This is a genomic window from Parageobacillus toebii NBRC 107807 (assembly GCF_003688615.2).
GTDB lineage: Bacteria > Bacillota > Bacilli > Bacillales > Anoxybacillaceae > Parageobacillus_B > Parageobacillus_B toebii.
The window spans coordinates 1,131,574-1,154,407 of the sequence record NZ_CP049703.1 but is presented as its reverse complement, the minus strand read 5'-3'; the positions used below and the strand labels follow the sequence as shown (position 1 = coordinate 1,154,407).

Here is a 22,834-nt window from a genome sequence, read left to right as displayed (position 1 = left end):
GTTTCACTACCTTTGAATTGGAACAGGAGTTCTAGCGATAATTTGGGCGACAATCTCTTCCGCTGTAAGCCCGTCAAACTTTGCTTCTGATTTAATAATCATGCGATGAGACAATACATATGGCGCTAAAAACTGCACATCATCAGGGACAACGAATTCCCGTCCGTGCATAAACGCATACGCTTGTGCCGCTTTCATCAGCGCAACAGACCCCCGCGGACTTACTCCTAGGTAAACGGACGCGTTCGAACGGCTTCGCTGCACGATGTCAACGATGTAACGCTTAATAGGATCGCTAACGTATACTTTCGTCACCTGCCGCTGCAGCTCCAGCAGCTCATCCAAAGCCATTACAGGGCGAATTCCCTCAATAGGCGGCGCTTTTTCCACTCGGCTTAATATTCCCACCTCTTCCTCAGGGGATGGATATCCCATGTTTAGCTTCAATAAAAAGCGGTCCAACTGGGCTTCCGGGAGCGGATATGTTCCTTCATATTCAATCGGGTTTTGCGTTGCCATGACGAAAAACGGACGCGGCAACGGTCTTGTCGCCCCGTCCACTGTAACGCTTCCCTCTTCCATCGCTTCCAAAAGCGCCGATTGCGTTTTCGGCGACGTACGGTTGATTTCATCGGCCAGCACGATGTTCCCCATAATTGGCCCGGGCTTGTATTCAAATTGCCTCTCTCTCGGGTTATAAATAGACACGCCTGTTACATCGCTCGGAAGCAAGTCAGGGGTGAATTGAATCCGCTTAAACTGCGCGTTGATCGATTTGGCCAGCGCGCGCACCAGCATCGTTTTGCCGACGCCGGGAACGTCTTCCAAAAGCACATGTCCTTTGGCCAGCAGTGCAACAAGGCTTAATATCGCTACGTTTCTTTTCCCCACAATCACTTTCTCGATATTTTCTACAACTTGTTCTATCGAAGGCTGTAACATTTCTTTTACCGTCATGAATGAAGCTCCTTTACTTTTAGGATGGCAGTCATATTGTTATGATGATAAAACTTTTGGCTGTGGACATTTCATTTCCTCAATTATTTAATATTATAATAACTAATATACATAATTTTTGAAATAATTTTTATTATTAAGGAGGATGGAGATGGAAACATCAAATAGCCAAACCAACAAGAAAAAATGGACCATTATTGGTCCCGGTCTCATTGTCGCGGCTACCGGTGTCGGGGCAGGGGACCTCGTCGCCGCGCTTGTCGCCGGCACGAATTACGCTCTTGTGTTCGCATGGGCAATCATCGTTGGAGCTATCTTTAAATTTGTGTTAAATGAAGGGGTAGGACGCTGGCATTTGCTGAGCGGCAAAACCATTTTTGAAGGCTGGCAGTCGATGGGGAAATGGGCCTCCGGCTATTTTGGCGTCTATGCGCTTATTTGGGGCTTTGTATACGGCGCCGCCGGTACATCTTCGTGCGCCTTGGCGATGTCAGCGATGGTTCCGGCCATTCCTCTCTGGGCTTGGGCAATTATCCATGGAATCGCCGGGTTTGCGATCACTTGGTCGGGCCGTTTTCAGCTATTTGAGCGTGTCATGAACGTACTAGTCGGTCTCATGTTTATTACTGTAGTCGGCTCGGCCATTCTCGTTCTTCCGCAGCTGAACGGACTATGGCATACGGCCGTTCCTGACCTGCCGAAAGGATCCCTCCTTTACGCGCTCGGATTAATCGGCGGCGTCGGCGGCTCGATTACAATGGCATCATACGGCTATTGGATTCAAGAAAACGGCTGGAAAGGACCCTCCTACATTTCGCCGATGCGCTATGATTCCGCTATCGCTTACATTGTAACAGCGATCTTTACGTTGTCGCTACTTGTGCTTGGTGCCGCCTTGTTATACGGAACAGACACAAGCATCAGCGGCGAGCAAGGGCTTGTCTCCTTCGCCTCCATTATGGGCAATGAGCTGCATCCGGCATCGCGCTGGCTGTTTTTGCTTGGATTTTGGTCTGCCTCCTTTACGTCGGTAATCGGCGTATGGAACGGAGTATCATATTTGTTCGCCGATTTTATCCGCAATGTACGAAAATTGAACATTGATAAAGAAAAACTCAATCAAACAAAAGCATTCCGCTTTTACGTCTTTTGGCTCACATTTCCACCGATGCTTTTGCATTTTATCGGCAAACCGGTTGGATTAATTATCGTCTACGGTGCGTTAGGAGCATTATTTATGCCGTTTTTGGCGATTACGCTACTGTGGCTTTTAAATTCGAAAAAAGAGCTACCGGAAGGAAGACGCAACCATTGGCTGTCCAACTTATTGTTGATTCTTTGCCTCGTCTTGTTTGCCGTATTGGCGGTGAACGAACTGCGCAACCTTTTTGCCTGAATAAAAAAACATCCTGGAGCTGCCAGGATGTTTTTTCTATCGTCCACATAATGATTTTTTATTGTCTTTCGTGTAACGCAAAACAAAGGAAAAGATATAGAAAGGCGGGGCAACTGACATATGTATTTCCCTCTCGCCTGCCTTCAAACAGTCAACCAAGACAAAAACAGTGAAAAGAACCTTTTTTACTGTTATAATAACTATAGCCCAAATAGATAACAGGAAAGGGACCATTTGTTATAAGAATTAGATATAAACAAAAATGGTATTTTTATACAAAAAATTTTCGACTGCTTCCTCTATAAGCAAACTACTCATCATCGACACTTCTATTCCTTCGATGACCAAATCTAAAAAAGGTCATAGAAAGTTTATTGTTGCTCACATTTGGTAATATTAGGGTTTATTAGGTGCCATAATCCAAATGGCGCTTCAAAAACAAATAAACAATCCATAAGGAGGAATCTTTGACCATGAATATTCGAGAAATTGAACTTCCAGGAATTGGGTACAAATTTGAAATTATTACGCGAAACAAAGATAAACTTGTCATCGTGATTCATGACGATGGACGAAGAGAAATTTATCACTTTGACGCAGATGATTATGATGAAGTCGTTAGCAGTGTGACGCTAAGCGACCAAGAAGCGAGGCAAATTGCGGGGATCATTGGAGGAATGGCATACAAACCGAAAGCACTCGAAACGGTTGAATTCGCCTTTGACGATCTAATTATCGAGTGGTTTCAAGTAGAACCGAACGCCCCTGCTGTAAATAAAAAAATTGGAGATCTTGATATTCGGAACCGCTTCGGTATCACCGTTATCGCTATCAAAAAGAAACATTCCCAAAAATCTCATAATCCGGGTCCCAATACATTGATTGAAGCCGGGGATACATTGGTCATGTCTGGAGAAAGACAACAAATAAAGGAGATCATTAATCAGCTACTATCAAATAAGGAGTGATGTAGATAAATGAACTACTTAGTATTGGAAGTGGGAACAGCGCTCGTTTTAGTTGCTATTGGATCCATCATTGCCAATAAATTAAACTTCTCCATTATCCCGTTTTTGATCATTATCGGCATGCTGGTTGGTCCTCATGCCCCCACGATTGGGATTATTGACCTCACCTTTATTGAAAGTAATGAAATTATCCAGTTTTTAGGGAGGATCGGGGTACTTTTTTTGCTGTTTTATTTGGGGCTTGAATTTTCTGTCGGCAAACTGATTAAGTCCGGAAAAAACATTGTAGTTGGTGGCACCATCTATGTCATAATGAACTTTGTTTTAGGATTGCTTTACGGCAAGGCCGTCGGAATGCCATGGATGGAAACGCTTCTGATTGCCGGGCTCCTCAGTGTATCATCAAGTGCCATCGTGGCTAAAGTGCTTGTCGATTTAAAGAGAACGGCCAATCCTGAAACAGAGCTCATTTTAGGAATGATCCTTTTTGATGATATCTTCCTTGCCTTATTTTTGACGACGATGTCAGGTGTTTTGCTAGCTGGCTCCACCTCCCTTTTTGGAATCAGCCTATCTGTTTTCACATCTGTCGCTTATATGTTGCTATTTTTTATCATCGCTCGAAAAGGTGCCCCTCTACTGAACAAATGGTTAAATATCAAATCCGATGAAATATTTATCATCGTCATCTTTGCTACTCTCTTCTTTGTTGCCGGTTTTTCCGAAACGATTCACGTCGCTGAAGCCATCGGAGCCTTACTGCTCGGGCTTGTCTTTTCGGAGACGGAACACCGTGATCGAATCGCACATTTAGTTGTTCCATTCCGTGACTTCTTTGGAGCTATTTTTTTCTTTAGTTTCGGTTTGAGTATTGAACCGTCAACCTTAATTCATGCGTTTTGGTTATCATTAGGGGCCGTTATCGTCACTCTAATAGCAAATATCGTGGCAGGGATGATCGCTGGGAGAAGGGCTGGATTGTCCTACAAAGCCTCTACAAACATTGGTTTGACGATCACTGCGCGTGGGGAATTTTCCATTATCGTTGCGAATCTGGGGATTACAGCGGGGTTAAACCCTATATTAACTCCTTTTACCGCACTTTACGTTCTCATGCTCGCGATATTGGGGCCGCTCTTTGCCAAAGAAAGTAAAAGTATATATAAACTACTCAATAAAGTATTTAAATGGGATAAGAAGGTAATAAAAGAGAAGCAGAAGGAACAACTGGAAACTGCAGAAAAATAATAGCATCTGCAACGCCTTCTTTACCATTCGCTTACTTCAGATCCATCTCTTATTTGCTTCCCCGAGTGGACGCTCAGTTACCGGACAAGCGGCAACTCGGGGACGTATTCATGCAACCGATCGGTCTAAAAGACGTTTACATTCCAAAAGAAGACCTCTCTATGCAAATACTGTAGACTCCGTTTCTTCTCTTCCCTCTATCCAAAAAGAAAAGGAACACCGGGATCACTCCCAGTGTTCCTTGTTTTTTATAGGGATTACATCATTCCGCCCATGTCAGGCATGCCTGCGTTGCCGCCTTTGTTTTCTTCTGGTTTGTCAGCGACAACTGCTTCTGTTGTTAAGAACATAGCGGCAACAGAAGCTGCGTTTTGAAGTGCGGAACGAGTTACTTTCGTTGGGTCTACGATACCAGCTTCAATCATGTCTACCCATTCACCAGTAGCCGCGTTGAAGCCGATGCCAGGTTTTTCTGTTTTTAAGCGTTCAACAATGACAGAGCCTTCCAAACCAGCGTTTTGCGCGATTTGGCGAACTGGCTCTTCAATTGCGCGAAGAACGATTTTCACACCAGTTGCTTCATCGCCTTCTGCTTCAATCGCAGCAACTTTATTGTATACGTTCATTAATGCTGTACCACCGCCGGCTACGATACCTTCTTCCACAGCGGCACGAGTAGAGTTGAGCGCGTCTTCGATGCGTAATTTGCGTTCTTTCAATTCTGTTTCTGTAGCTGCACCAACTTTGATTACCGCTACGCCGCCAGCTAATTTTGCTAGACGTTCTTGTAATTTTTCACGATCGAATTCAGAAGTTGTTTCTTCTAATTGAGCACGAATTTGGTTGATGCGAGCTTTAATGCGTTCAGAGTCGCCAGCGCCATCTACGATTGTTGTATTTTCTTTTGTTACGACTACTTTTGAAGCGCGGCCAAGTGATGCGATTGTTGCAGATTTTAATTCACGTCCTAGCTCTTCGGAGATGACTTCACCGCCAGTTAAGATTGCGATGTCTTCAAGCATTGCTTTACGACGATCACCGAAGCCAGGAGCTTTTACCGCTACAGCAGTGAATGTACCGCGAAGTTTGTTTACTACTAATGTTGCAAGCGCTTCGCCTTCGATATCTTCTGCGATGATTAATAATGGTTTGCCTTGTTGAACAACTTGTTCTAAGATAGGCAAGATGTCTTGGATGTTAGAGATTTTTTTGTCTGTGATTAAGATATATGGATTTTCAAGCACTGCTTCCATTTTTTCTGTATCTGTGATCATGTATGGAGATACATAACCACGGTCAAATTGCATACCTTCCACAACATCTAATTCTGTTGTGAAGCCTTTTGATTCTTCTAATGTGATAACACCGTCATTACCAACACGTTCCATTGCTTCTGCGATTAATTGGCCAACTTCTTCGTCAGCTGCAGAGATAGCCGCAACTTGAGCAATCGATTCTTTTCCTTTGATTGGTTTGGAGATTGCTTTTAATTCTTCTACTGCCACAGCAACCGCTTTTTCAATACCTTTACGGATGCCCATTGGGTTTGCGCCAGCTGTAACGTTTTTCAATCCTTCGCGGATCATTGCTTGCGCTAAAACTGTTGCCGTTGTTGTACCGTCCCCAGCAACATCGTTTGTTTTGCTTGCAACTTCAGCAACAAGCTTCGCACCCATGTTTTCAAATGGATCTTCTAATTCGATTTCTTTCGCGATCGTTACACCGTCATTCGTAATTAATGGAGAACCGAATTTTTTCTCTAATACAACGTTACGGCCTTTTGGACCTAACGTTACTTTTACCGCATCAGCTAATTTGTCCACACCACGTAACATCGCACGACGAGCTTCTTCGCTGAATTTAATTTCTTTTGCCATACCCCGTTACCTCCTTATGAAATAGAATCGTTAAGTATTTTGTTAAATATTATTTTTGCATATCTATGTTATCAATGCTATATTAACCAATAACAGCTAAAATATCGCTTTCACGTAAAATTAAGTATTCTTTGCCATCATATTTTACTTCTGTACCAGCATATTTCGAGAAGATAATACGATCGCCAACTTCTACTTCTGGAGCTACACGTTCACCGCTGTCAAGCACGCGACCTTTACCAACAGCAACTACTCTGCCTTCTTGTGGTTTTTCTTTCGCAGTGTCTGGCAATACGATGCCGCTTGCAGTTTTTTCTTCTGTTTCAATCACTTCAATGACAACGCGATCACCTAATGGCTTTAACACGGAAAACAACCTCCTTGATAATAATTTTCTCCGTTCTTATTAGCACTCGTCTTAACTGAGTGCTAACACACTTATAATATTAATGAACTTCTCTTTTTTTTGCAAGTGGGAAACACCAAAAAATAATATGTTTTTTCTCGTTTCCTGCCCTTTTTAATTATTTCACATTTCCACAAACCTAAACAACAATCCATTCTTTTTTTGTCATTTTTTATAGAAGATGTGCTACAATACGGGAAGTATCACTATATTATTTTATCGGCAAAGGGGTAAGTTTCATTGAAACGACGCTACTGGTATGTCATTATTACGTATGTCATCATGCAGCTATCAGGTATTGCAGGGGTCCCATTGTTGCATTTTCTCGGTGTTGGAAAACACGCAAAAAATGACTTTGTGGCAACAGAGATCGCCTCTGGCTATTGGGCGGTTATCAGCTTTTCCATCGCCTTTCTCATCATTCTCTTTTTCTTGCGTGAAGATATAAAACAGCGGCACACCCGTTATAGCGTTCCGTTATCTGCAGCATGGATGTGGGCCATTGGCGGCGTCTTTTTAGCCTTGTTTGCCCAAAGCATTGCCGCCAATATTGAATGGCGCTTGCTCGGCATCGAGCCCGGTTCAGAAAATACAAAACGAATTGTCGAGATTATTCGAGTCACCCCATTATTGATGGTCGTTACTTCTGTCATCGGACCGATTTTAGAAGAAATTATTTTTCGCAAAATTATTTTCGGAACACTATATCAAAAATATAATTTCTTCATTTCCGCACTAGTTAGTTCTCTTTTATTTGCGGTTGTCCACATGGAGTTCGAACACCTGCTGCTGTATGCGACAATGGGATTTACCTTTGCGTTTCTTTACGCGAAAACAAAGCGTATTTTCGTTCCGATTTTTGCCCACGTCACTATGAATACGTTCGTCGTATTAATACAAACGATATTTGCGGATGAGATAGAAAAAATGATGCGGCAAACAGAACAGATACAACTCATTATTGGAGGCTTTTAGTACGATGAAAAGGTCACCATTACAATTCGCTTTTTTCTATTTTCTTATGGGCATCTTATTCACTTACTTGTCGATTCAAAGTGCGGATGAAACCATTTGGAATTTTTTCACGATCGTTCTTGCGATAATAGCTACGCTTGATTTTGGAACTGCGATACGTCTGTTAGTACTTTACTTTAAAAAATGAACCTCCCGCCGCATTCACGGGAGGTTTTCTTGTTCCGTCTGCGCCAATAGCGCTTTGCGATAAGCTATTTTCGAAATCCAAATGCTCACTTCATATAAAATCGAAAGCGGAATCATAACAATGACTTGTGACAGCACATCTGGCGGCGTAATGGCCGCCGCTAAAATCAATAGCGCTAAATAAGCATATTTGCGCACCTTGATTAATAACATCGGTGTAATCAAGCCAAGCCTTGTTAAAAACATTACAACTACCGGAAGCTGAAATACAATTCCAAATGGCAAGATCAGGTGAAGCAAAAATTCAAAGTATTCATTAATCCCTATCACCTGATGAATGCCGAGACGGGACGCTAAATTTTGCATAAAACGAACGACGAAAGGAAATAAGATGAAATACGCAAAACTAATGCCAGCTAAAAAGAGAAAGATCGAAATCGGAATGTAGCTTAACGTGACTCTTCGTTCCTTTTCATACAGCCCAGGACTGACAAACGCCCAAATTTGATAAAGCAGAACTGGCGCGGTAAGAACAAACGCAAGAACAAACGCAAATTGAACATAAATTTTTATTGGATCTGTTAAACGAAAGGCGTTCATCGTTAATTCTTTCGCTTCGTCCGTTCGCTGCAAATATAAAATGACGGGCTCCACGAAAAAGAAACTAGCAATAAGGGCAATGACAAAAAACGCAAGAACAATAATAAGTCGCTTTCGTAATTCTCCCAGGTGTTCGTACACCGACATTTCTTTATCGTCCATACTTCAATCATCCTAACAAATCATAATTGGTCTGGCTTTTTTTCATCCTCGTCTGTTAATCCTTTAGTGGCATCCTTAAATTCCCGCAGCGATTGACCGAGCGATTTGCCCAGCTCCGGAAGTTTTTTCGTTCCAAACAATAATAAAATAACAAGCACAATTAACAAATATTTCACTTTTCATTCTCTCCTTTATCGGCCGGATAATTTTTTAAGAAATAGACTAATGATTGCAATTCAACAGCTAAATCAATATGATGGACACAAATATGTTTCGGTACGTTCAATCGAGCGGGTGTAAAGTTTAAAATTCCTTTAATCCCTTTTTGAACGAGACGGTCCGTAATCCATTGAGCGGCAGGAGCCGGTACGGTCAAAATCGCAACAGGAATTCCTTCGTGAAGGCGATTTTCCAATTCATCCAAATGATATACTGGCACACCGCCAACTTCTTTTCCTACTTTCTTTTGATCGACATCAAATGCCATCACAATTTTTGTATTATTGTTTTTCATAAAATTATAATTTAAAAACGCTGTCCCTAAGTTCCCGACTCCAAATAACGCCACTTCGGTAATTTCATCTTGATCAAGCGTCTTGCGAAAAAAAGATAATAAATAATTGACATTATATCCGTATCCTTTTTTGCCAAGCGCACCGAAATAGGAAAAATCACGGCGAATGGTCGCGGGATCAACTTTTACTGCCTCACTTAATTCCGCAGAAGAAACTCGTTGTTTTCCTGAAGCATGTAAATTTTTCAAAAAGCGGTAATATAGTGGCAAACGTTTTGCAGTTGCTTGCGGAATTTTTGGTTGTTCATTGTTCATTCGCAAATCCCCCAACACTACTGTTTTCTCGTTGATAATGGCCTGATTTCCCACCTGATTTTTCCACTAAATAGGTTGGGCCAATCACCATCCCTTTGTCTAGCGCCTTACACATATCATACACGGTCAGTGCACAAACAGAAGCAGCCGTCAGCGCTTCCATCTCCACACCTGTACTTCCTTTTGTTTTTACCGTTACGGTGATCAGTAATTGGTAAAGCGCTTTTTCTTCCTCGACATGCCATGCAAATTGGATGTCGACACCTTTTAACATAAGAGGGTGGCACATTGGAATTAAATCAGACGTTTTTTTTTGCGGCCATAATGCCGGCTACTTGCGCAACAGCAAGCACATCCCCTTTTTCAATCATGCGATTTGTCATTTTCTCGTAAATTTCTTTATTTACGGTCACGCTCGTTTGTGCTACCGCTACTCGAATGGTATCCTCTTTTTCCGTAATATCGACCATTTTTGCACGGCCTTGTTCATTAAAATGCGTAAATGATGACACACATATCTCCCCCATTTATAAACTATACACTATTTTTAGACATCTGTCTTTTATCGTTTTGTTTTATTGCGATAAGAAAACAAATTACGCTACACTATTATTGTTAAACGAGAGGTGAACAACAATGATTATTTTACAAGTCAATCAACTGACAAAATATTTCGGTGCTGACCTTATTTTATCGAATATAAAATTAGAAATACAATCCAAAGATAGGATTGCGCTCGTCGGAAGAAACGGAGCAGGAAAATCGACACTGTTAAAAATTATTGCTGGTGAGATGTCTTACGATAGTGGAGAAATCATCAAACCAAAAGAAGTATCGATCGGATATCTTGCTCAAGATAGCGGTCTACACTCCTCTTTATCCATTTGGGAAGAAATGATGACAGTATTTGCTCCTCTAAAAACAATAGAAAAACAACTTCGCCAGATGGAGCTGCAAATGGGAGACCCTGATCTAATCGCCGATTCTTCCCGCTATGAAAAATTATTAAAAGATTATGATGCATTGCAAGAACGCTATAAAGAACAAGGCGGTTATCAATACGAAGCGGATATTCGTTCGATTTTACACGGCTTACAATTTGCGAAATATGACTATATGACGACTCCCGTTCAATCGTTAAGCGGCGGACAACGAACTCGTCTGGCGCTTGGAAAACTGCTTTTAATGAAGCCTGATTTGCTTATTTTGGACGAACCGACAAACCATTTAGACCTTGAAACATTAACATGGCTCGAACAATACTTGCAAACATATCCTGGCGCTATTCTTATCGTATCCCACGACCGCTACTTTCTCGATAAAGTTGTCACCCAAGTATATGAGCTGTCACGGACAACATTGAAACGATACACAGGAAATTACAGCCGTTACTTAGAACAAAAAGCAGCCGAATATGAACGAGAACGAAAACTGTATGAAAAACAACAAGAAGAAATCGCAAAACTCCAAGACTTTATTCAACGCAATATTGCCCGTGCCTCCACAACAAGACGTGCACAAAGCCGGAGAAAACAGTTAGAAAAAATGGAGAGAATGGAAAAACCAGCAGGAGACGAAAAAGTTGCTTCCTTTTCTTTTGACATCGAACGACAAAGCGGAAATGACGTATTAATCGCTGAAGATGTCGCAGTCGGATATGATGAGAACAAGCCGCTCATTCGCAACATTCGTTTCCGCATCACGCGCGGTGAAAGCATCGCCTTGGTCGGACCGAACGGAATCGGAAAGTCAACGTTGTTAAAAGCGATTGTAAACAAACTTCCGCTGCAATCAGGACATTTCCGTTACGGTTCGAACGTGCAAATCGGCTATTACGACCAAAACCAGGCTGATTTGTCCTCGAATAAGCGCGTGCTCGATGAACTTTGGGATGAATACCCTGACAAAACGGAAAAAGAAATCCGCACCGTGCTCGGAAGCTTCTTATTCTCTGGAGACGATGTATTAAAACCTGTATCGGCCTTAAGCGGCGGTGAAAAAGCGAGACTGGCGCTTGCCAAACTAATGATGCAAAAAGCCAATTTCCTTATTTTAGACGAACCGACAAACCATCTTGATTTAGACAGTAAAGAAGTGCTCGAAAACGCCTTAATCGAATATCCCGGAACTATTTTATTCGTTTCTCACGACCGCTATTTTATTAATCGAATTGCCACGAAAGTATATGAGCTTTCTAGTGACGGAATTACCGAGTATTTAGGCGATTATGACTACTATGTCGCAAAAAAGGCGGAAATGCTGGAGCTAGAACGTCTCGCTTCCGAGAAACAAACAGGCCGTTCTCATGAAGAGGCATCATCGAAACTTAGCTACGAACAGGAAAAAGAGGCGAAAAAACTAGAACGACAGCGCAAGCGGCGCATTGAAGAAATTGAAACAGAAATTAGCGAATTAGAACAGCAAATCGCATACATCGACGAACAATTATGCGATCCAGAAATTTATCAAGACCATGAGAAAGTACAAAAATTAACAAAAGAGAGTGACGAAATGAAGGGAAAATTAGAAAAATTACTAGAAGAATGGGAAACACTTCATACATTACAATAATAATTGCGAAAAAACATCCACGGTTGTGCATACCCGTGGATGTTTTTTAGTTAGTCACATACCCACAAACTTATCCCCAATTTTTTTCCCACAATTTAAGTTATTCACGGATTTTTCCACATTATCCACAAAAAAAGCCGTTTTTATATGAAAAAATTTGTGGTTATTTCATCCCTAATAAAATAAGATTCTTTCTCTTTTTCCACAATATCCACAATTTGTGGATAAATATATTCACATGATTATTTTTTCAATAAAAAATTGGTTTTTCCTTTTTCCACCATGTAAAACGCTCATAGCTAATCTGTTCAAAGACACTTTATCTCTCTTCCTTTCACTCCGTTCAACGAAAAAAGTTACACATTTTTATATAAAAAAAGAACTTCCTTCAAGACATATCTTGAAAGAAGTCCTTTTCGTTTAATCTAGTTCTAAACTTGGATCTGCGTTCAATGCCATGTCGGCAAGTTTTCCTTGTGCGAATAAAACAGTTCCTGCCGCCGCAATCATCGCCGCATTGTCGGTACAAAGCGATAAAGGCGGAATAACCAATTCGATATGGTCTAATTCAGCCATTTTTCGCTCCAACTCCGCTCGTAATCCTCTGTTTGCGGCGACTCCGCCCGCAAGCAGCACTTGACGGACATTATATTCTTTTGCTGCGTTGACGGTTTTGGTCACAAGCACATCGATTACGCTCGCTTGAAAGCTGGCTGCCATATCTTTCGGGTCGATGATTTCTCCACGCTGATTCGCGTTATGAAGCGTGTTTAATACCGCCGATTTCAACCCGCTGAAGCTAAAATCATATGACCCTTCTTCTAGCCATGCACGAGGCAAATCAATGGTCACCTTTCCTTCCTGTGCAAGACGGTCAATATGCGGTCCGCCCGGATAAGGAAGGTTTAATGCCCTCGCTACCTTGTCATACGCTTCTCCCGCCGCATCGTCTCTCGTTTCGCCGATGACTTGAAACTTGCCATGCCCCTCCATGTACACAAGTTCCGTATGTCCTCCTGAAACCACAAGAGATAACAACGGAAATTTCATTTCCGTAACAAGCCGATTCGCGTAAATATGCCCGGCGATATGATGAACGCCTACAAGCGGAAGACCATGGGCAAACGCTAACGCTTTCGCCGCGTTCACACCAATCAAAAGAGCGCCGACTAATCCTGGACCTTGCGTCACTGCAATAGCACTCAACTGTTGAAACGAAACATCCGCCTTACGCATCGCTTCTTCAATAACGAGCGTAATCTGCTCGACATGGTGGCGCGAGGCGATTTCTGGTACGACTCCGCCAAATCGTTTATGGCTTTCCATTTGGGAAGCCACAATATTAGACAAAATTTCCGTTCCATTTTTCACAACTGCCGCCGCGGTTTCATCGCAGCTCGTTTCAATTCCAAGAACATATATGTCATGATTCATGATAATTTCACCCACATTACAAGAGCATCTTCTAAATTATCTGGATAATAATGTCTGCGGATACCGCCATTAAGAAATCCTAATTTTCGATATAAAGATTGGGCTACATGATTAGAAACACGAACTTCTAATGTCATGGTGACAGCCCCAAGTTGCTTTGCTGTTTCCATTAATTTGCGCATTAGCGCTTCCCCTAATTTTTTACCGCGATATTCAGGCAATACAGCTACATTTGTAATATGCGCTTCATCAATGACGACCCACATTCCCGCATAGCCAATGATGCGGCCGTTATGTTCCATTACGATATATTTGGCATAACGATTATAAACAAGCTCATTATAAAATGCTTCTCTGCTCCAAGGAGACGTAAAAGAAGCATGCTCCACTTGCAATACTGCATCAATATCATTTAAGGTCATTGAGCGAAATCGAATTTTCATCCCCATATTTGTTTTCCCCTTTTTGCTTGGCAAGCCATTTTGCTTCTGCCTCGGCAAGGCGAACGTAATTAGGCACAAAAGTATGAGTATTCTCTTTTTCTTTATTTTTTCCAAGCAGCGCTAACTCACCTGGGCGAGGCAATTGTAACGAAGACGGCGCAAATTCCGCAAAATCGCCAAGTTGTTGCTGAAACGTTTCTTTATATAAGGCGATATCGGCTCCGATAAATAACACTTTCTCCTGTCTTTCCTGCAGTTTGTGCGCCCATTCATCGGCCAAAACGATTCGGTCACTTTCTATACACTCTAGTTGTACGCCGTTATAGCGATATAATCCTGTATAAATTTGACCTCTTCTCGCATCAAAAAAACGGAGCGATAACACCCGAAAAATACCTTCCGTTCGCTGCTAACACTTCAAGGCTAGATACTCCTACAATCGGGATCTTTAATGCCCATGCTAATGTTTTTGCAATCGTTACTCCGATGCGCACTCCCGTATAAGACCCGGGCCCTCTCGCAACAACAATTAACTCTAGTTCACTGGGAGATACACCGCAATCTTTCAATAAAGACTGGATTGCCGGCATTACGCGCGTGGAATGGTCTTTCTTTATATTTGTCACTATTTCTCCTTTTACGATATCGTCTTCCACTAATGCGACTCCCATTACCATATTTGATGTATCAATCGCTAATATTTTCATGACTCTAAAATCCCCTTACATAACTGTTCATATCGTTCTCCGATTGGTTCAATCACTAATTTTCGCTCATCATTCCCATGGTGAAACAGATAAATGTTCAATCTTTCCGGTGGTAGCTGTGGTTCGATAAGATGTGCCCATTCGATGACAGTGACACCATCACCATGAAAATATTCGTCAAAACCGAGATCCTCCATTGTATCTTCTAAACGATACACATCCATATGATAAAGGGGGAGACGCCCTTTATATTCCTTCACAATCGTAAAAGTAGGACTGCTAACCGTTTTCCTTACTCCCAATCCTTTGGCTAATCCTTTTGTAAACGTCGTTTTTCCCGCGCCTAAATCCCCTTCTAACGTAATGACATCTTTTGCTTTTAACTGTTCTCCAAATCTTGAAGCAAGATGCATCGTTTCCCCAGGAGAGTGCATAATCAGTTCATAACGTTTCATCACGTTTCACCTTTACATTTTTATAATGATAACCTTCGCTTCTGAAATTTTATCATATTCTTATCACTTGTTACCACTTTCCCTGCTAATATTTAATATTGTTGAAAAGAAGCATCTATGCCTCTACACAATGACTAAAGTTATCGGCTTCCTTCGTCAATCTTCTTAAAGGATGAGTCCAACCTGCAGTAAGCTAGTTGCACATCTAAAAAAAATAAAAAAACCCTAGGAAGCCACTTCCTAAGGAGAAATAAAAAAACGAAACAAGGCTGTTTCGTTTCCTACGCAAGAATTTTATTAAAATGCATTCAACCTTAAGCGGTCCCGACGGGACTCGAACCCGCGATCTCCTGCGTGACAGGCAGGCATGTTAACCACTACACTACGGGACCAATATTGGTTGCGGGGGCAGGATTTGAACCTGCGACCTTCGGGTTATGAGCCCGACGAGCTACCGGACTGCTCCACCCCGCGGTGATAGAAAGGAATGATTGAATTAGGAACAAATGATTTGGAAAACTTTAATTCAATTCGTTGCCTCTTCCTCTACTAGCTAATTCAAAGATGTCAAATGCGTCGAGGCAACTCGTAGCTTATTCGATGGAGCTTAAGCTCGTTGCTCCACCCCGCGACGATAGAAAGAAATAAATTAATCATATAAATAGCCTAGCGACGACCTACTCTCGCAGGGGCGCTGGCCCCAACTACCATCGGCGCTGGAGAGCTTAACTTCCGTGTTCGGGATGGGAACGGGTGTTTCCTCTCCGCTATTGTCACTAGGCAAGCACTTCAATTGGCCACATATTATTATATTCCAATCATCACGTTTGTCAAGAGGGATTTCGTTCCCTCAAAACTAGATAACCGTCTGTTTGGAAGAAGCCGTTTTGCATAGGCGGCTTCCGCTTTTCCGTTGTCTAGCTCCGGTGCCTAGCTCTCTTGCGCCAAATAACCTTCTCCCTTGAGGTGCAAGCACCTCTACGGGCGAAGAACATTTTCCTTTTGGCGCTAAGCGCTCGCCTCCGCTTTTCCGCTTGGTTAAGTCCTCGATCGATTAGTATCCGTCAGCTCCACGTGTCGCCACGCTTCCACCTCGGACCTATCGACCTCGTCATCTTCGAGGGATCTTACTCGCTTGACGCGATGGGAAATCTCATCTTGAGGGGGGCTTCACGCTTAGATGCTTTCAGCGCTTATCCCTTCCGCACATAGCTACCCAGCGGTGCCCCTGGCGGGACAACTGGTACACCAGCGGTGCGTCCATCCCGGTCCTCTCGTACTAAGGACAGCTCCTCTCAAATTTCCTGCGCCCGCGACGGATAGGGACCGAACTGTCTCACGACGTTCTGAACCCAGCTCGCGTACCGCTTTAATGGGCGAACAGCCCAACCCTTGGGACCGACTACAGCCCCAGGATGCGATGAGCCGACATCGAGGTGCCAAACCTCCCCGTCGATGTGGACTCTTGGGGGAGATCAGCCTGTTATCCCCGGGGTAGCTTTTATCCGTTGAGCGATGGCCCTTCCATACGGAACCACCGGATCACTAAGCCCGACTTTCGTCCCTGCTCGACCTGTCCGTCTCGCAGTCAAGCTCCCTTGTGCCTTTGCACTCTACGAATGATTTCCAACCATTCTGAGGGAACCTTTGGGCGCCTCCGTTACCTTTTGGGAGGCGACCGCCCCAGTCAAACTGCCCACCTGACACTGTCTCCCACCCCGATAAGGGGTGCGGGTTAGAATTTCAATACCGCCAGGGTGGTATCCCACCGGCGCCTCCACCGAAGCTGGCGCTCCGGCTTCTCAGGCTCCCACCTATCCTGTACAAGCGATACCAAAATTCCATATCAGGCTGCAGTAAAGCTCCACGGGGTCTTTCCGTCCTGTCGCGGGTAACCTGCATCTTCACAGGTAGTATGATTTCACCGGGTCTCTCGTTGAGACAGTGCCCAAGTCGTTACACCTTTCGTGCGGGTCGGAACTTACCCGACAAGGAATTTCGCTACCTTAGGACCGTTATAGTTACGGCCGCCGTTTACTGGGGCTTCGGTTCGCACCTTCAGCCTTGCGGCTTAAGCGCTCCCCTTAACCTTCCAGCACCGGGCAGGTGTCAGCCCCTATACTTCGCCTTTCGGCTTCGCAGAGACCTGTGTTTTTGGTAAACAGTCGCTTGGGCCTTTTCACTGCGGCTCTCTCGGGCTCATCACCCAAGAGAGCACCCCTTCTCCCGAAGTTACGGGGTCATTTTGCCGAGTTCCTTAACGAGAGTTCTCCCGCGCACCTTAGGATTCTCTCCTCGCCTACCTGTGTCGGTTTGCGGTACGGGCACCTCTCACCTCGCTAGAGGCTTTTCTTGGCAGTGTAGGATCGGGGACTTCGGGACCGATGGTCCTTTCGCCATCACGGCTCAGCCTTTGCGCCAGACGGATTTGCCTATCTGGCAGCCTAACCGCTTGGACAGGCTATTCCAGCAGCCTGCTCGCCCTACCTTCCTGCGTCCCCCCATTGCTCAAACGGTGAGGAGGTGGTACAGGAATCTCAACCTGTTGCCCATCACCTACGCCTTTCGGCCTCGGCTTAGGTCCCGACTAACCCTGAGCGGACGAACCTTCCTCAGGAAACCTTAGGCTTTCGGTGCAGAGGATTCTCACCTCTGTTTTCGCTACTCACACCGGCATTCTCACTTCTAAGCGCTCCACGAGTCCTTCCGGTCTCGCTTCGGCGCGCTTAGAACGCTCCCCTACCGATGACCAACGGTCATCCCACAGCTTCGGTGGCACGTTTAGCCCCGGTACATTTTCGGCGCAGAGTCACTCGACCAGTGAGCTATTACGCACTCTTTAAATGATGGCTGCTTCTAAGCCAACATCCTGGTTGTCTGGGCAACTCCACATCCTTTTCCACTTAACGTGCACTTTGGGACCTTAGCTGGTGGTCTGGGCTGTTTCCCTCTCGACCACGGATCTTATCACTCGTAGTCTGACTCCCAAGGATAAGTCGTTGGCATTCGGAGTTTGACTGAGTTCGGTAACCCGATGAGGGCCCCTAGCTCAATCAGTGCTCTACCTCCAAGACTCTTCCCTTGAGGCTAGCCCTAAAGCTATTTCGGGGAGAACCAGCTATCTCCAGGTTCGATTGGCATTTCACCCCTACCCACACCTCATCCCCGCACTTTTCAACGTACGTGGGTTCGGGCCTCCAGTAGGTGTTACCCTACCTTCACCCTGGACATGGGTAGATCACCTGGTTTCGGGTCTACGACGACGTACTTAACGCCCTATTCAGACTCGCTTTCGCTGCGGCTCCGTCTCTTCGACTTAACCTCGCACGTCATCGTAACTCGCCGGTTCATTCTACAAAAGGCACGCCATCACCCATGAACGGGCTCTGACTACTTGTAGGCACACGGTTTCAGGTTCTCTTTCACTCCCCTTCCGGGGTGCTTTTCACCTTTCCCTCACGGTACTGGTTCACTATCGGTCACTAGGGAGTATTTAGCCTTGGGAGATGGTCCTCCCTGCTTCCGACGGGATTCCCCGTGTCCCGCCGTACTCAGGATCCACTCGGGAGGGAACGAAGTTTCGACTACAGGGCTGTCACCTTCTCTGGCGGGCCTTTCCAGACCGCTTCGTCTACCCCGTTCCTTTGTAACTCCCATGTGAGTGGTCCTACAACCCCAAGAGGCAAGCCTCTTGGTTTGGGCTGTTCCCGTTTCGCTCGCCGCTACTCAGGGAATCGCGGTTGCTTTCTTCTCCTCCGGGTACTTAGATGTTTCAGTTCCCCGGGTGTGCCCTCCATACCCTATGGATTCAGGTATGGATACTGCCCCATTACGGGCAGTGGGTTTCCCCATTCGGACATCTCCGGATCAACGCTTGCTTACAGCTCCCCGAAGCGTTTCGGCGTTTGCCCCGTCCTTCATCGGCTCCTAGTGCCAAGGCATCCACCGTGCGCCCTTTCTAACTTAACCATGCGAAAACAGCTTCATGCTTGCCGCCTTCGCTTCTCGGCTTCTTCCTATGTCTAGCTTCGGCGCCTAGCTCTCTTGTGCCAAATAACCTTCCCCCTTGAAGTGCAAGCACTTCTGCAGGTGAAGAACATTTGGCTTCGAGAGCTAACCGCGGCGCCTCCGCTTTTCTTTTCGGTTATCTAGTTTTCAAGGAACCAACTTATTTCCTGCATCCGCTCATAGACGCAGGCGCAAGGCGACTACTTGAGTATGCTTCCTTGCAGCCTTGTGTCGAGGAATCCTGCTTCCTCGAATTCACTAGCAGACACAGACACAAAACGACTGAAGGAGTGAAATGCTCCCTCAAAACTGAACAAGGCTACTGCCTTGAATCAACTTCTCTGCTGCCTTGCGTCGAGGAATCTAGCTTCTCTGAATCCACTCGTAGACGCAGACGCAAAACGGATTGATTGAAGAGAACATAAACATGTTCCCTCAAAACTGAACAAAACGTAAGCGCCCTTCGCCTTTCTGCTGTCTAGCTCCAGCGCCTAGCTCTCTTGTGCCAAATAACCTTCCCCCTCGAAGTGCAAGCACTTCAGCGGGTGAAGAACATTTGGCTTCGAGAGCTGATCGCGGCGCTTCCGCTTTTCGTATCATCCTTAGAAAGGAGGTGATCCAGCCGCACCTTCCGGTACGGCTACCTTGTTACGACTTCACCCCAATCACTTGCCCCACCTTCGGCGGCTGGCTCCCTTACGGGTTACCTCACCGACTTCGGGTGTTGCAAGCTCTCGTGGTGTGACGGGCGGTGTGTACAAGGCCCGGGAACGTATTCACCGCGGCATGCTGATCCGCGATTACTAGCGATTCCGGCTTCATGCAGGCGAGTTGCAGCCTGCAATCCGAACTGAGAGCGGCTTTTTGGGATTCGCTCCCCCTCGCGGGTTCGCAGCCCTTTGTACCGCCCATTGTAGCACGTGTGTAGCCCAGGTCATAAGGGGCATGATGATTTGACGTCATCCCCACCTTCCTCCGGTTTGTCACCGGCAGTCCCCCTAGAGTGCCCAACTGAATGCTGGCAACTAGGGGCGAGGGTTGCGCTCGTTGCGGGACTTAACCCAACATCTCACGACACGAGCTGACGACAACCATGCACCACCTGTCACCCTGTCCCCCCGAAGGGGGAACGCCCTGTCTCCAGGGTTGTCAGGGGATGTCAAGACCTGGTAAGGTTCTTCGCGTTGCTTCGAATTAAACCACATGCTCCACCGCTTGTGCGGGCCCCCGTCAATTCCTTTGAGTTTCAGCCTTGCGGCCGTACTCCCCAGGCGGAGTGCTTAACGCGTTAGCTACAGCACTAAAGGGAAAACCCCTCTAACACTTAGCACTCATCGTTTACGGCGTGGACTACCAGGGTATCTAATCCTGTTTGCTCCCCACGCTTTCGCGCCTCAGCGTCAGTTACAGACCAGAGAGCCGCCTTCGCCACTGGTGTTCCTCCACATCTCTACGCATTTCACCGCTACACGTGGAATTCCGCTCTCCTCTTCTGCACTCAAGTCCCCCAGTTTCCAATGACCCTCCACGGTTGAGCCGTGGGCTTTCACATCAGACTTAAGGGACCGCCTGCGCGCGCTTTACGCCCAATAATTCCGGACAACGCTCGCCCCCTACGTATTACCGCGGCTGCTGGCACGTAGTTAGCCGGGGCTTTCTCGTTAGGTACCGTCACCGTACCGCCCTATTCGAACGGTACTTCTTCTTCCCTAACAACAGAGCTTTACGATCCGAAGACCTTCTTCGCTCACGCGGCGTCGCTCCGTCAGACTTTCGTCCATTGCGGAAGATTCCCTACTGCTGCCTCCCGTAGGAGTCTGGGCCGTGTCTCAGTCCCAGTGTGGCCGGTCACCCTCTCAGGCCGGCTACGCATCGTCGCCTTGGTGAGCCGTTACCTCACCAACTAGCTAATGCGCCGCGGGCCCATCCGTAAGTGGTAGCAAAAGCCACCTTTCAACCAAAGACCATGCGGTCTTTGGTGTTATCCGGTATTAGCTCCGGTTTCCCGGAGTTATCCCGGTCTTACGGGCAGGTTACCCACGTGTTACTCACCCGTCCGCCGCTAACCGAACAGAAGCAAGCTTCCGTTCGGTCCGCTCGACTTGCATGTATTAGGCACGCCGCCAGCGTTCGTCCTGAGCCAGGATCAAACTCTCCAAAAAGAAAGTTGATTGGCTTCTTTTCAGCTTCAGCACCGACACCGCAAGGTGTCAAGCGCTTCAGCATTTCTTATTGTCCAGCTTCGGCTCCTAGCCCCTCGGGCCGCTTCGGTCTCGCTGTGGCGGCAACAGCCTCCTCGCGAGCCCTCCAGCGCCTGCCGGGGCTAATCAGTCGCCTTCGCTTTTCGTTGTGGACGCTTCGTTTTGTTCAGTTTTCAAGGAGCATTCCCTGAAACATTAGTTGTTAATTATGGAGCGGGTGATGGGAATCGAACCCACGACATCAGCTTGGAAGGCTGAGGTTTTACCACTAAACTACACCCGCATGTTTATTCATTAAGATTAAATAAATCGGGAAGACAGGATTCGAACCTGCGACCCCATGGTCCCAAACCATGTGCTCTACCAAGCTGAGCTACTTCCCGAAATGGCGCGCTCGAGAGGATTCGAACCCCTAACCTTCTGATCCGTAGTCAGATGCTCTATCCAATTGAGCTACGAGCGCAAATATTGATTTTGGAAACAACGAATTATGTTTTAGCACTTCCTGAAATAAATCACAAGTATTTTTTTGTATTTATGCGGTCGAGAGGACTTGAACCTCCACGGGGTTGCCCCCACTAGGCCCTCAACCTAGCGCGTCTGCCATTCCGCCACGACCGCATGTTTATTAAGTTAGTGGTGCGGGTGGAGGGACTTGAACCCCCACGCCGTAAGGCGCCAGATCCTAAGTCTGGTGCGTCTGCCAATTCCGCCACACCCGCAAAAATGAGCCATGGAGGACTCGAACCTCCGACCCTCTGATTAAAAGTCAGATGCTCTACCTACTGAGCTAATGGCTCATGGCTGGGCTAGCTGGATTCGAACCAGCGCATCACGGAGTCAAAGTCCGTTGCCTTACCGCTTGGCTATAGCCCAATGTAAATAAAGTATCTAAATGGCGGTCCCGACGGGACTCGAACCCGCGATCTCCTGCGTGACAGGCAGGCGTGTTAACCACTACACTACGGGACCATCAATAAAATGGGGTTGGTGCTTTATAGACCCCAACACCCATCAGCAGTGACCCGTACGGGATTCGAACCCGTGTTACCGCCGTGAAAGGGCGGTGTCTTAACCACTTGACCAACGGGCCACGACAAAATATATCAAAAGTGGCGGAGAAGGCGGGATTTGAACCCGCGCGCCGTAAAGACACGACCTAACGGTTTAGCAAACCGTCCCCTTCAGCCACTTGGGTACTTCTCCAATGGCTCCGCAAGTAGGATTCGAACCTACGACCTACCGGTTAACAGCCGGTTGCTCTACCGCTGAGCTATTGCGGAATAAAGGGAAATGTAGTTATCTTGTTGCAAAACATCATAACTTTCCAGTTCGTTGCCTCTTCCTCTGCTAGCGAACTCAAAGTTGTTGGATGCGTCGAGGCAACTCGGAGCAAATTCATAGAAGTATC

The 22,834-nt window shown here is 45.8% G+C and carries 15 protein-coding genes, 13 tRNA genes, 3 rRNA genes and 2 pseudogenes; 6 read left to right on the top strand and 27 right to left on the bottom strand.

Going from position 1 to position 22,834, the window contains the following annotated elements; all coding sequences use genetic code 11:
- Window positions 1-6: 6 nt before the first annotated feature.
- Window positions 7-957: an AAA family ATPase gene (locus DER53_RS06035; protein ID WP_062677493.1), complete on the bottom strand. Its 951-nt coding sequence runs from the start codon at window positions 955-957 to the stop codon at window positions 7-9.
- A gap of 151 nt (window positions 958-1,108) precedes the next feature.
- Here DER53_RS06035 and DER53_RS06030 point away from each other — a divergent pair, with 151 nt between their 5' ends.
- The 3 genes from DER53_RS06030 to DER53_RS06020 all read left to right on the top strand — a co-directional run bounded on the left by DER53_RS06030 (window position 1,109) and on the right by DER53_RS06020 (window position 4,569).
- Window positions 1,109-2,353, top strand: coding sequence for an Nramp family divalent metal transporter (locus tag DER53_RS06030; protein WP_062756396.1), 1,245 nt, complete (start codon window positions 1,109-1,111; stop codon window positions 2,351-2,353).
- Window positions 2,354-2,826: 473 nt separating this feature from the next.
- Complete coding sequence (locus DER53_RS06025) at window positions 2,827-3,321, top strand: cation:proton antiporter regulatory subunit (RefSeq protein WP_062756394.1); 495 nt, start codon at window positions 2,827-2,829, stop codon at window positions 3,319-3,321.
- Window positions 3,322-3,330: 9 nt separating this feature from the next.
- Entirely contained in the window at window positions 3,331-4,569 is a 1,239-nt protein-coding gene (locus DER53_RS06020; protein WP_062756392.1) for a cation:proton antiporter, read from the top strand.
- A 257-nt stretch (window positions 4,570-4,826) separates the two neighbouring features.
- Here the strand turns inward: DER53_RS06020 and groL are convergent, their stop codons facing one another.
- Both groL and groES read right to left on the bottom strand, forming a co-directional pair.
- A complete protein-coding gene (gene groL / locus DER53_RS06015; RefSeq protein WP_062756391.1) occupies window positions 4,827-6,446 on the bottom strand; it encodes a chaperonin GroEL in 1,620 nt (539 codons plus the stop codon).
- A gap of 82 nt (window positions 6,447-6,528) precedes the next feature.
- The gene (gene groES, locus DER53_RS06010) at window positions 6,529-6,813 is read right to left on the bottom strand and encodes a co-chaperone GroES (protein WP_043903404.1); all 285 of its coding nucleotides are present in this window, start codon (window positions 6,811-6,813) and stop codon (window positions 6,529-6,531) included.
- A 279-nt stretch (window positions 6,814-7,092) separates the two neighbouring features.
- Here groES and DER53_RS06005 point away from each other — a divergent pair, with 279 nt between their 5' ends.
- Both DER53_RS06005 and DER53_RS06000 read left to right on the top strand, forming a co-directional pair.
- On the top strand, window positions 7,093-7,827 hold the full coding sequence (locus DER53_RS06005; RefSeq protein WP_062756390.1) for a CPBP family intramembrane glutamic endopeptidase: 735 nt from the start codon (window positions 7,093-7,095) through the stop codon (window positions 7,825-7,827).
- Between the two features lie 4 nt (window positions 7,828-7,831).
- Window positions 7,832-8,014, top strand: a complete 183-nt coding sequence (locus DER53_RS06000; protein ID WP_012748978.1) for a YdiK family protein — start codon at window positions 7,832-7,834, stop codon at window positions 8,012-8,014.
- A 14-nt stretch (window positions 8,015-8,028) separates the two neighbouring features.
- Here DER53_RS06000 and tatC read toward each other — a convergent pair whose 3' ends face one another.
- The 4 genes and pseudogenes from tatC to moaC form a co-directional block, all read right to left on the bottom strand.
- Window positions 8,029-8,775 carry a twin-arginine translocase subunit TatC gene (gene tatC / locus DER53_RS05995; RefSeq protein ID WP_062756388.1) on the bottom strand — a complete coding sequence of 249 codons (747 nt, stop codon included), beginning with the start codon at window positions 8,773-8,775 and terminating at the stop codon, window positions 8,029-8,031.
- Between the two features lie 20 nt (window positions 8,776-8,795).
- The gene (locus tag DER53_RS05990; RefSeq protein ID WP_012748976.1) at window positions 8,796-8,951 is read right to left on the bottom strand and encodes a twin-arginine translocase TatA/TatE family subunit; all 156 of its coding nucleotides are present in this window, start codon (window positions 8,949-8,951) and stop codon (window positions 8,796-8,798) included.
- Window positions 8,948-9,604 carry a redox-sensing transcriptional repressor Rex gene (locus tag DER53_RS05985; protein ID WP_062756386.1) on the bottom strand — a complete coding sequence of 219 codons (657 nt, stop codon included), beginning with the start codon at window positions 9,602-9,604 and terminating at the stop codon, window positions 8,948-8,950. Before DER53_RS05985 ends, DER53_RS05990 begins: the two co-directional genes overlap by 4 nt.
- Window positions 9,594-10,116, bottom strand: a pseudogene (gene moaC, locus DER53_RS05980) (cyclic pyranopterin monophosphate synthase MoaC). The gene DER53_RS05985 and the pseudogene moaC overlap by 11 nt, the downstream one beginning before the upstream one ends.
- A gap of 124 nt (window positions 10,117-10,240) precedes the next feature.
- Here moaC and DER53_RS05975 point away from each other — a divergent pair.
- Window positions 10,241-12,175 carry an ABC-F family ATP-binding cassette domain-containing protein gene (locus DER53_RS05975; RefSeq protein ID WP_012748973.1) on the top strand — a complete coding sequence of 645 codons (1,935 nt, stop codon included), beginning with the start codon at window positions 10,241-10,243 and terminating at the stop codon, window positions 12,173-12,175.
- A 420-nt stretch (window positions 12,176-12,595) separates the two neighbouring features.
- Here DER53_RS05975 and tsaD read toward each other — a convergent pair whose 3' ends face one another.
- From tsaD to DER53_RS05875, 20 genes and pseudogenes are all read right to left on the bottom strand, one after another.
- Window positions 12,596-13,609, bottom strand: coding sequence for a tRNA (adenosine(37)-N6)-threonylcarbamoyltransferase complex transferase subunit TsaD (tsaD, locus tag DER53_RS05970; protein WP_062756384.1), 1,014 nt, complete (start codon window positions 13,607-13,609; stop codon window positions 12,596-12,598).
- A complete protein-coding gene (rimI, locus tag DER53_RS05965; RefSeq protein ID WP_012748970.1) occupies window positions 13,606-14,058 on the bottom strand; it encodes a ribosomal protein S18-alanine N-acetyltransferase in 453 nt (150 codons plus the stop codon). The genes tsaD and rimI overlap by 4 nt, the downstream gene beginning before the upstream one ends.
- Window positions 14,018-14,759, bottom strand: a pseudogene (gene tsaB, locus DER53_RS05960) (tRNA (adenosine(37)-N6)-threonylcarbamoyltransferase complex dimerization subunit type 1 TsaB). Before tsaB ends, rimI begins: the two are co-directional and overlap by 41 nt.
- On the bottom strand, window positions 14,756-15,214 hold the full coding sequence (tsaE, locus tag DER53_RS05955; RefSeq protein WP_062756383.1) for a tRNA (adenosine(37)-N6)-threonylcarbamoyltransferase complex ATPase subunit type 1 TsaE: 459 nt from the start codon (window positions 15,212-15,214) through the stop codon (window positions 14,756-14,758). Before tsaE ends, tsaB begins: the two are co-directional and overlap by 4 nt.
- A 319-nt stretch (window positions 15,215-15,533) precedes the next feature.
- Window positions 15,534-15,606 (bottom strand) — tRNA-Asp (locus DER53_RS05950).
- A 5-nt stretch (window positions 15,607-15,611) separates the two neighbouring features.
- A tRNA-Met gene (locus DER53_RS05945) sits at window positions 15,612-15,688 on the bottom strand.
- Between the two features lie 190 nt (window positions 15,689-15,878).
- Window positions 15,879-15,995, bottom strand: a 5S ribosomal RNA gene (gene rrf, locus DER53_RS05940).
- 253 nt (window positions 15,996-16,248) lie between these two features.
- Window positions 16,249-19,183, bottom strand: a 23S ribosomal RNA gene (locus DER53_RS05935).
- Between the two features lie 645 nt (window positions 19,184-19,828).
- Window positions 19,829-21,384: ribosomal RNA gene (locus DER53_RS05930) — 16S ribosomal RNA — on the bottom strand.
- The 16S, 23S and 5S rRNA genes sit together here with 13 tRNA genes alongside, the layout of an rRNA operon.
- A 248-nt stretch (window positions 21,385-21,632) precedes the next feature.
- Window positions 21,633-21,706, bottom strand: a tRNA-Gly gene (locus tag DER53_RS05925).
- Between the two features lie 26 nt (window positions 21,707-21,732).
- Window positions 21,733-21,806: transfer RNA gene (locus tag DER53_RS05920), tRNA-Pro, on the bottom strand.
- Window positions 21,807-21,809: 3 nt separating this feature from the next.
- A tRNA-Arg gene (locus DER53_RS05915) sits at window positions 21,810-21,886 on the bottom strand.
- A gap of 75 nt (window positions 21,887-21,961) precedes the next feature.
- Window positions 21,962-22,044, bottom strand: a tRNA-Leu gene (locus DER53_RS05910).
- 16 nt (window positions 22,045-22,060) lie between these two features.
- Window positions 22,061-22,145: transfer RNA gene (locus DER53_RS05905), tRNA-Leu, on the bottom strand.
- Window positions 22,146-22,150: 5 nt separating this feature from the next.
- A tRNA-Lys gene (locus DER53_RS05900) sits at window positions 22,151-22,223 on the bottom strand.
- A gap of 1 nt (window position 22,224) precedes the next feature.
- A tRNA-Gln gene (locus tag DER53_RS05895) sits at window positions 22,225-22,299 on the bottom strand.
- Window positions 22,300-22,319: 20 nt separating this feature from the next.
- Window positions 22,320-22,395: transfer RNA gene (locus tag DER53_RS05890), tRNA-Asp, on the bottom strand.
- A 49-nt stretch (window positions 22,396-22,444) separates the two neighbouring features.
- Window positions 22,445-22,516 (bottom strand) — tRNA-Glu (locus DER53_RS05885).
- Between the two features lie 20 nt (window positions 22,517-22,536).
- A tRNA-Ser gene (locus tag DER53_RS05880) sits at window positions 22,537-22,629 on the bottom strand.
- Window positions 22,630-22,631: 2 nt separating this feature from the next.
- Window positions 22,632-22,706 (bottom strand) — tRNA-Asn (locus DER53_RS05875).
- Between the last annotated feature and the right edge of the window lie 128 nt (window positions 22,707-22,834).

Excerpts from the sequence above, each read along its gene's own strand:
- DER53_RS06035 (WP_062677493.1), bottom strand. The coding sequence starts at position 957 with ATGACGGTAAAAGAAATGTTACAGCCTTCGATAGAACAAGTTGTAGAA.
- DER53_RS06030 (WP_062756396.1), top strand. The coding sequence starts at position 1,109 with ATGGAAACATCAAATAGCCAAACCAACAAGAAAAAATGGACCATTATT.
- DER53_RS06025 (WP_062756394.1), top strand. The coding sequence starts at position 2,827 with ATGAATATTCGAGAAATTGAACTTCCAGGAATTGGGTACAAATTTGAA.
- DER53_RS06020 (WP_062756392.1), top strand. The coding sequence starts at position 3,331 with ATGAACTACTTAGTATTGGAAGTGGGAACAGCGCTCGTTTTAGTTGCT.
- groL (WP_062756391.1), bottom strand. The coding sequence starts at position 6,446 with ATGGCAAAAGAAATTAAATTCAGCGAAGAAGCTCGTCGTGCGATGTTA.
- DER53_RS06000 (WP_012748978.1), top strand. The coding sequence starts at position 7,832 with ATGAAAAGGTCACCATTACAATTCGCTTTTTTCTATTTTCTTATGGGC.
- tatC (WP_062756388.1), bottom strand. The coding sequence starts at position 8,775 with ATGGACGATAAAGAAATGTCGGTGTACGAACACCTGGGAGAATTACGA.
- DER53_RS05985 (WP_062756386.1), bottom strand. The coding sequence starts at position 9,604 with ATGAACAATGAACAACCAAAAATTCCGCAAGCAACTGCAAAACGTTTG.
- DER53_RS05975 (WP_012748973.1), top strand. The coding sequence starts at position 10,241 with ATGATTATTTTACAAGTCAATCAACTGACAAAATATTTCGGTGCTGAC.
- tsaD (WP_062756384.1), bottom strand. The coding sequence starts at position 13,609 with ATGAATCATGACATATATGTTCTTGGAATTGAAACGAGCTGCGATGAA.
- rimI (WP_012748970.1), bottom strand. The coding sequence starts at position 14,058 with ATGGGGATGAAAATTCGATTTCGCTCAATGACCTTAAATGATATTGAT.
- tsaE (WP_062756383.1), bottom strand. The coding sequence starts at position 15,214 with ATGAAACGTTATGAACTGATTATGCACTCTCCTGGGGAAACGATGCAT.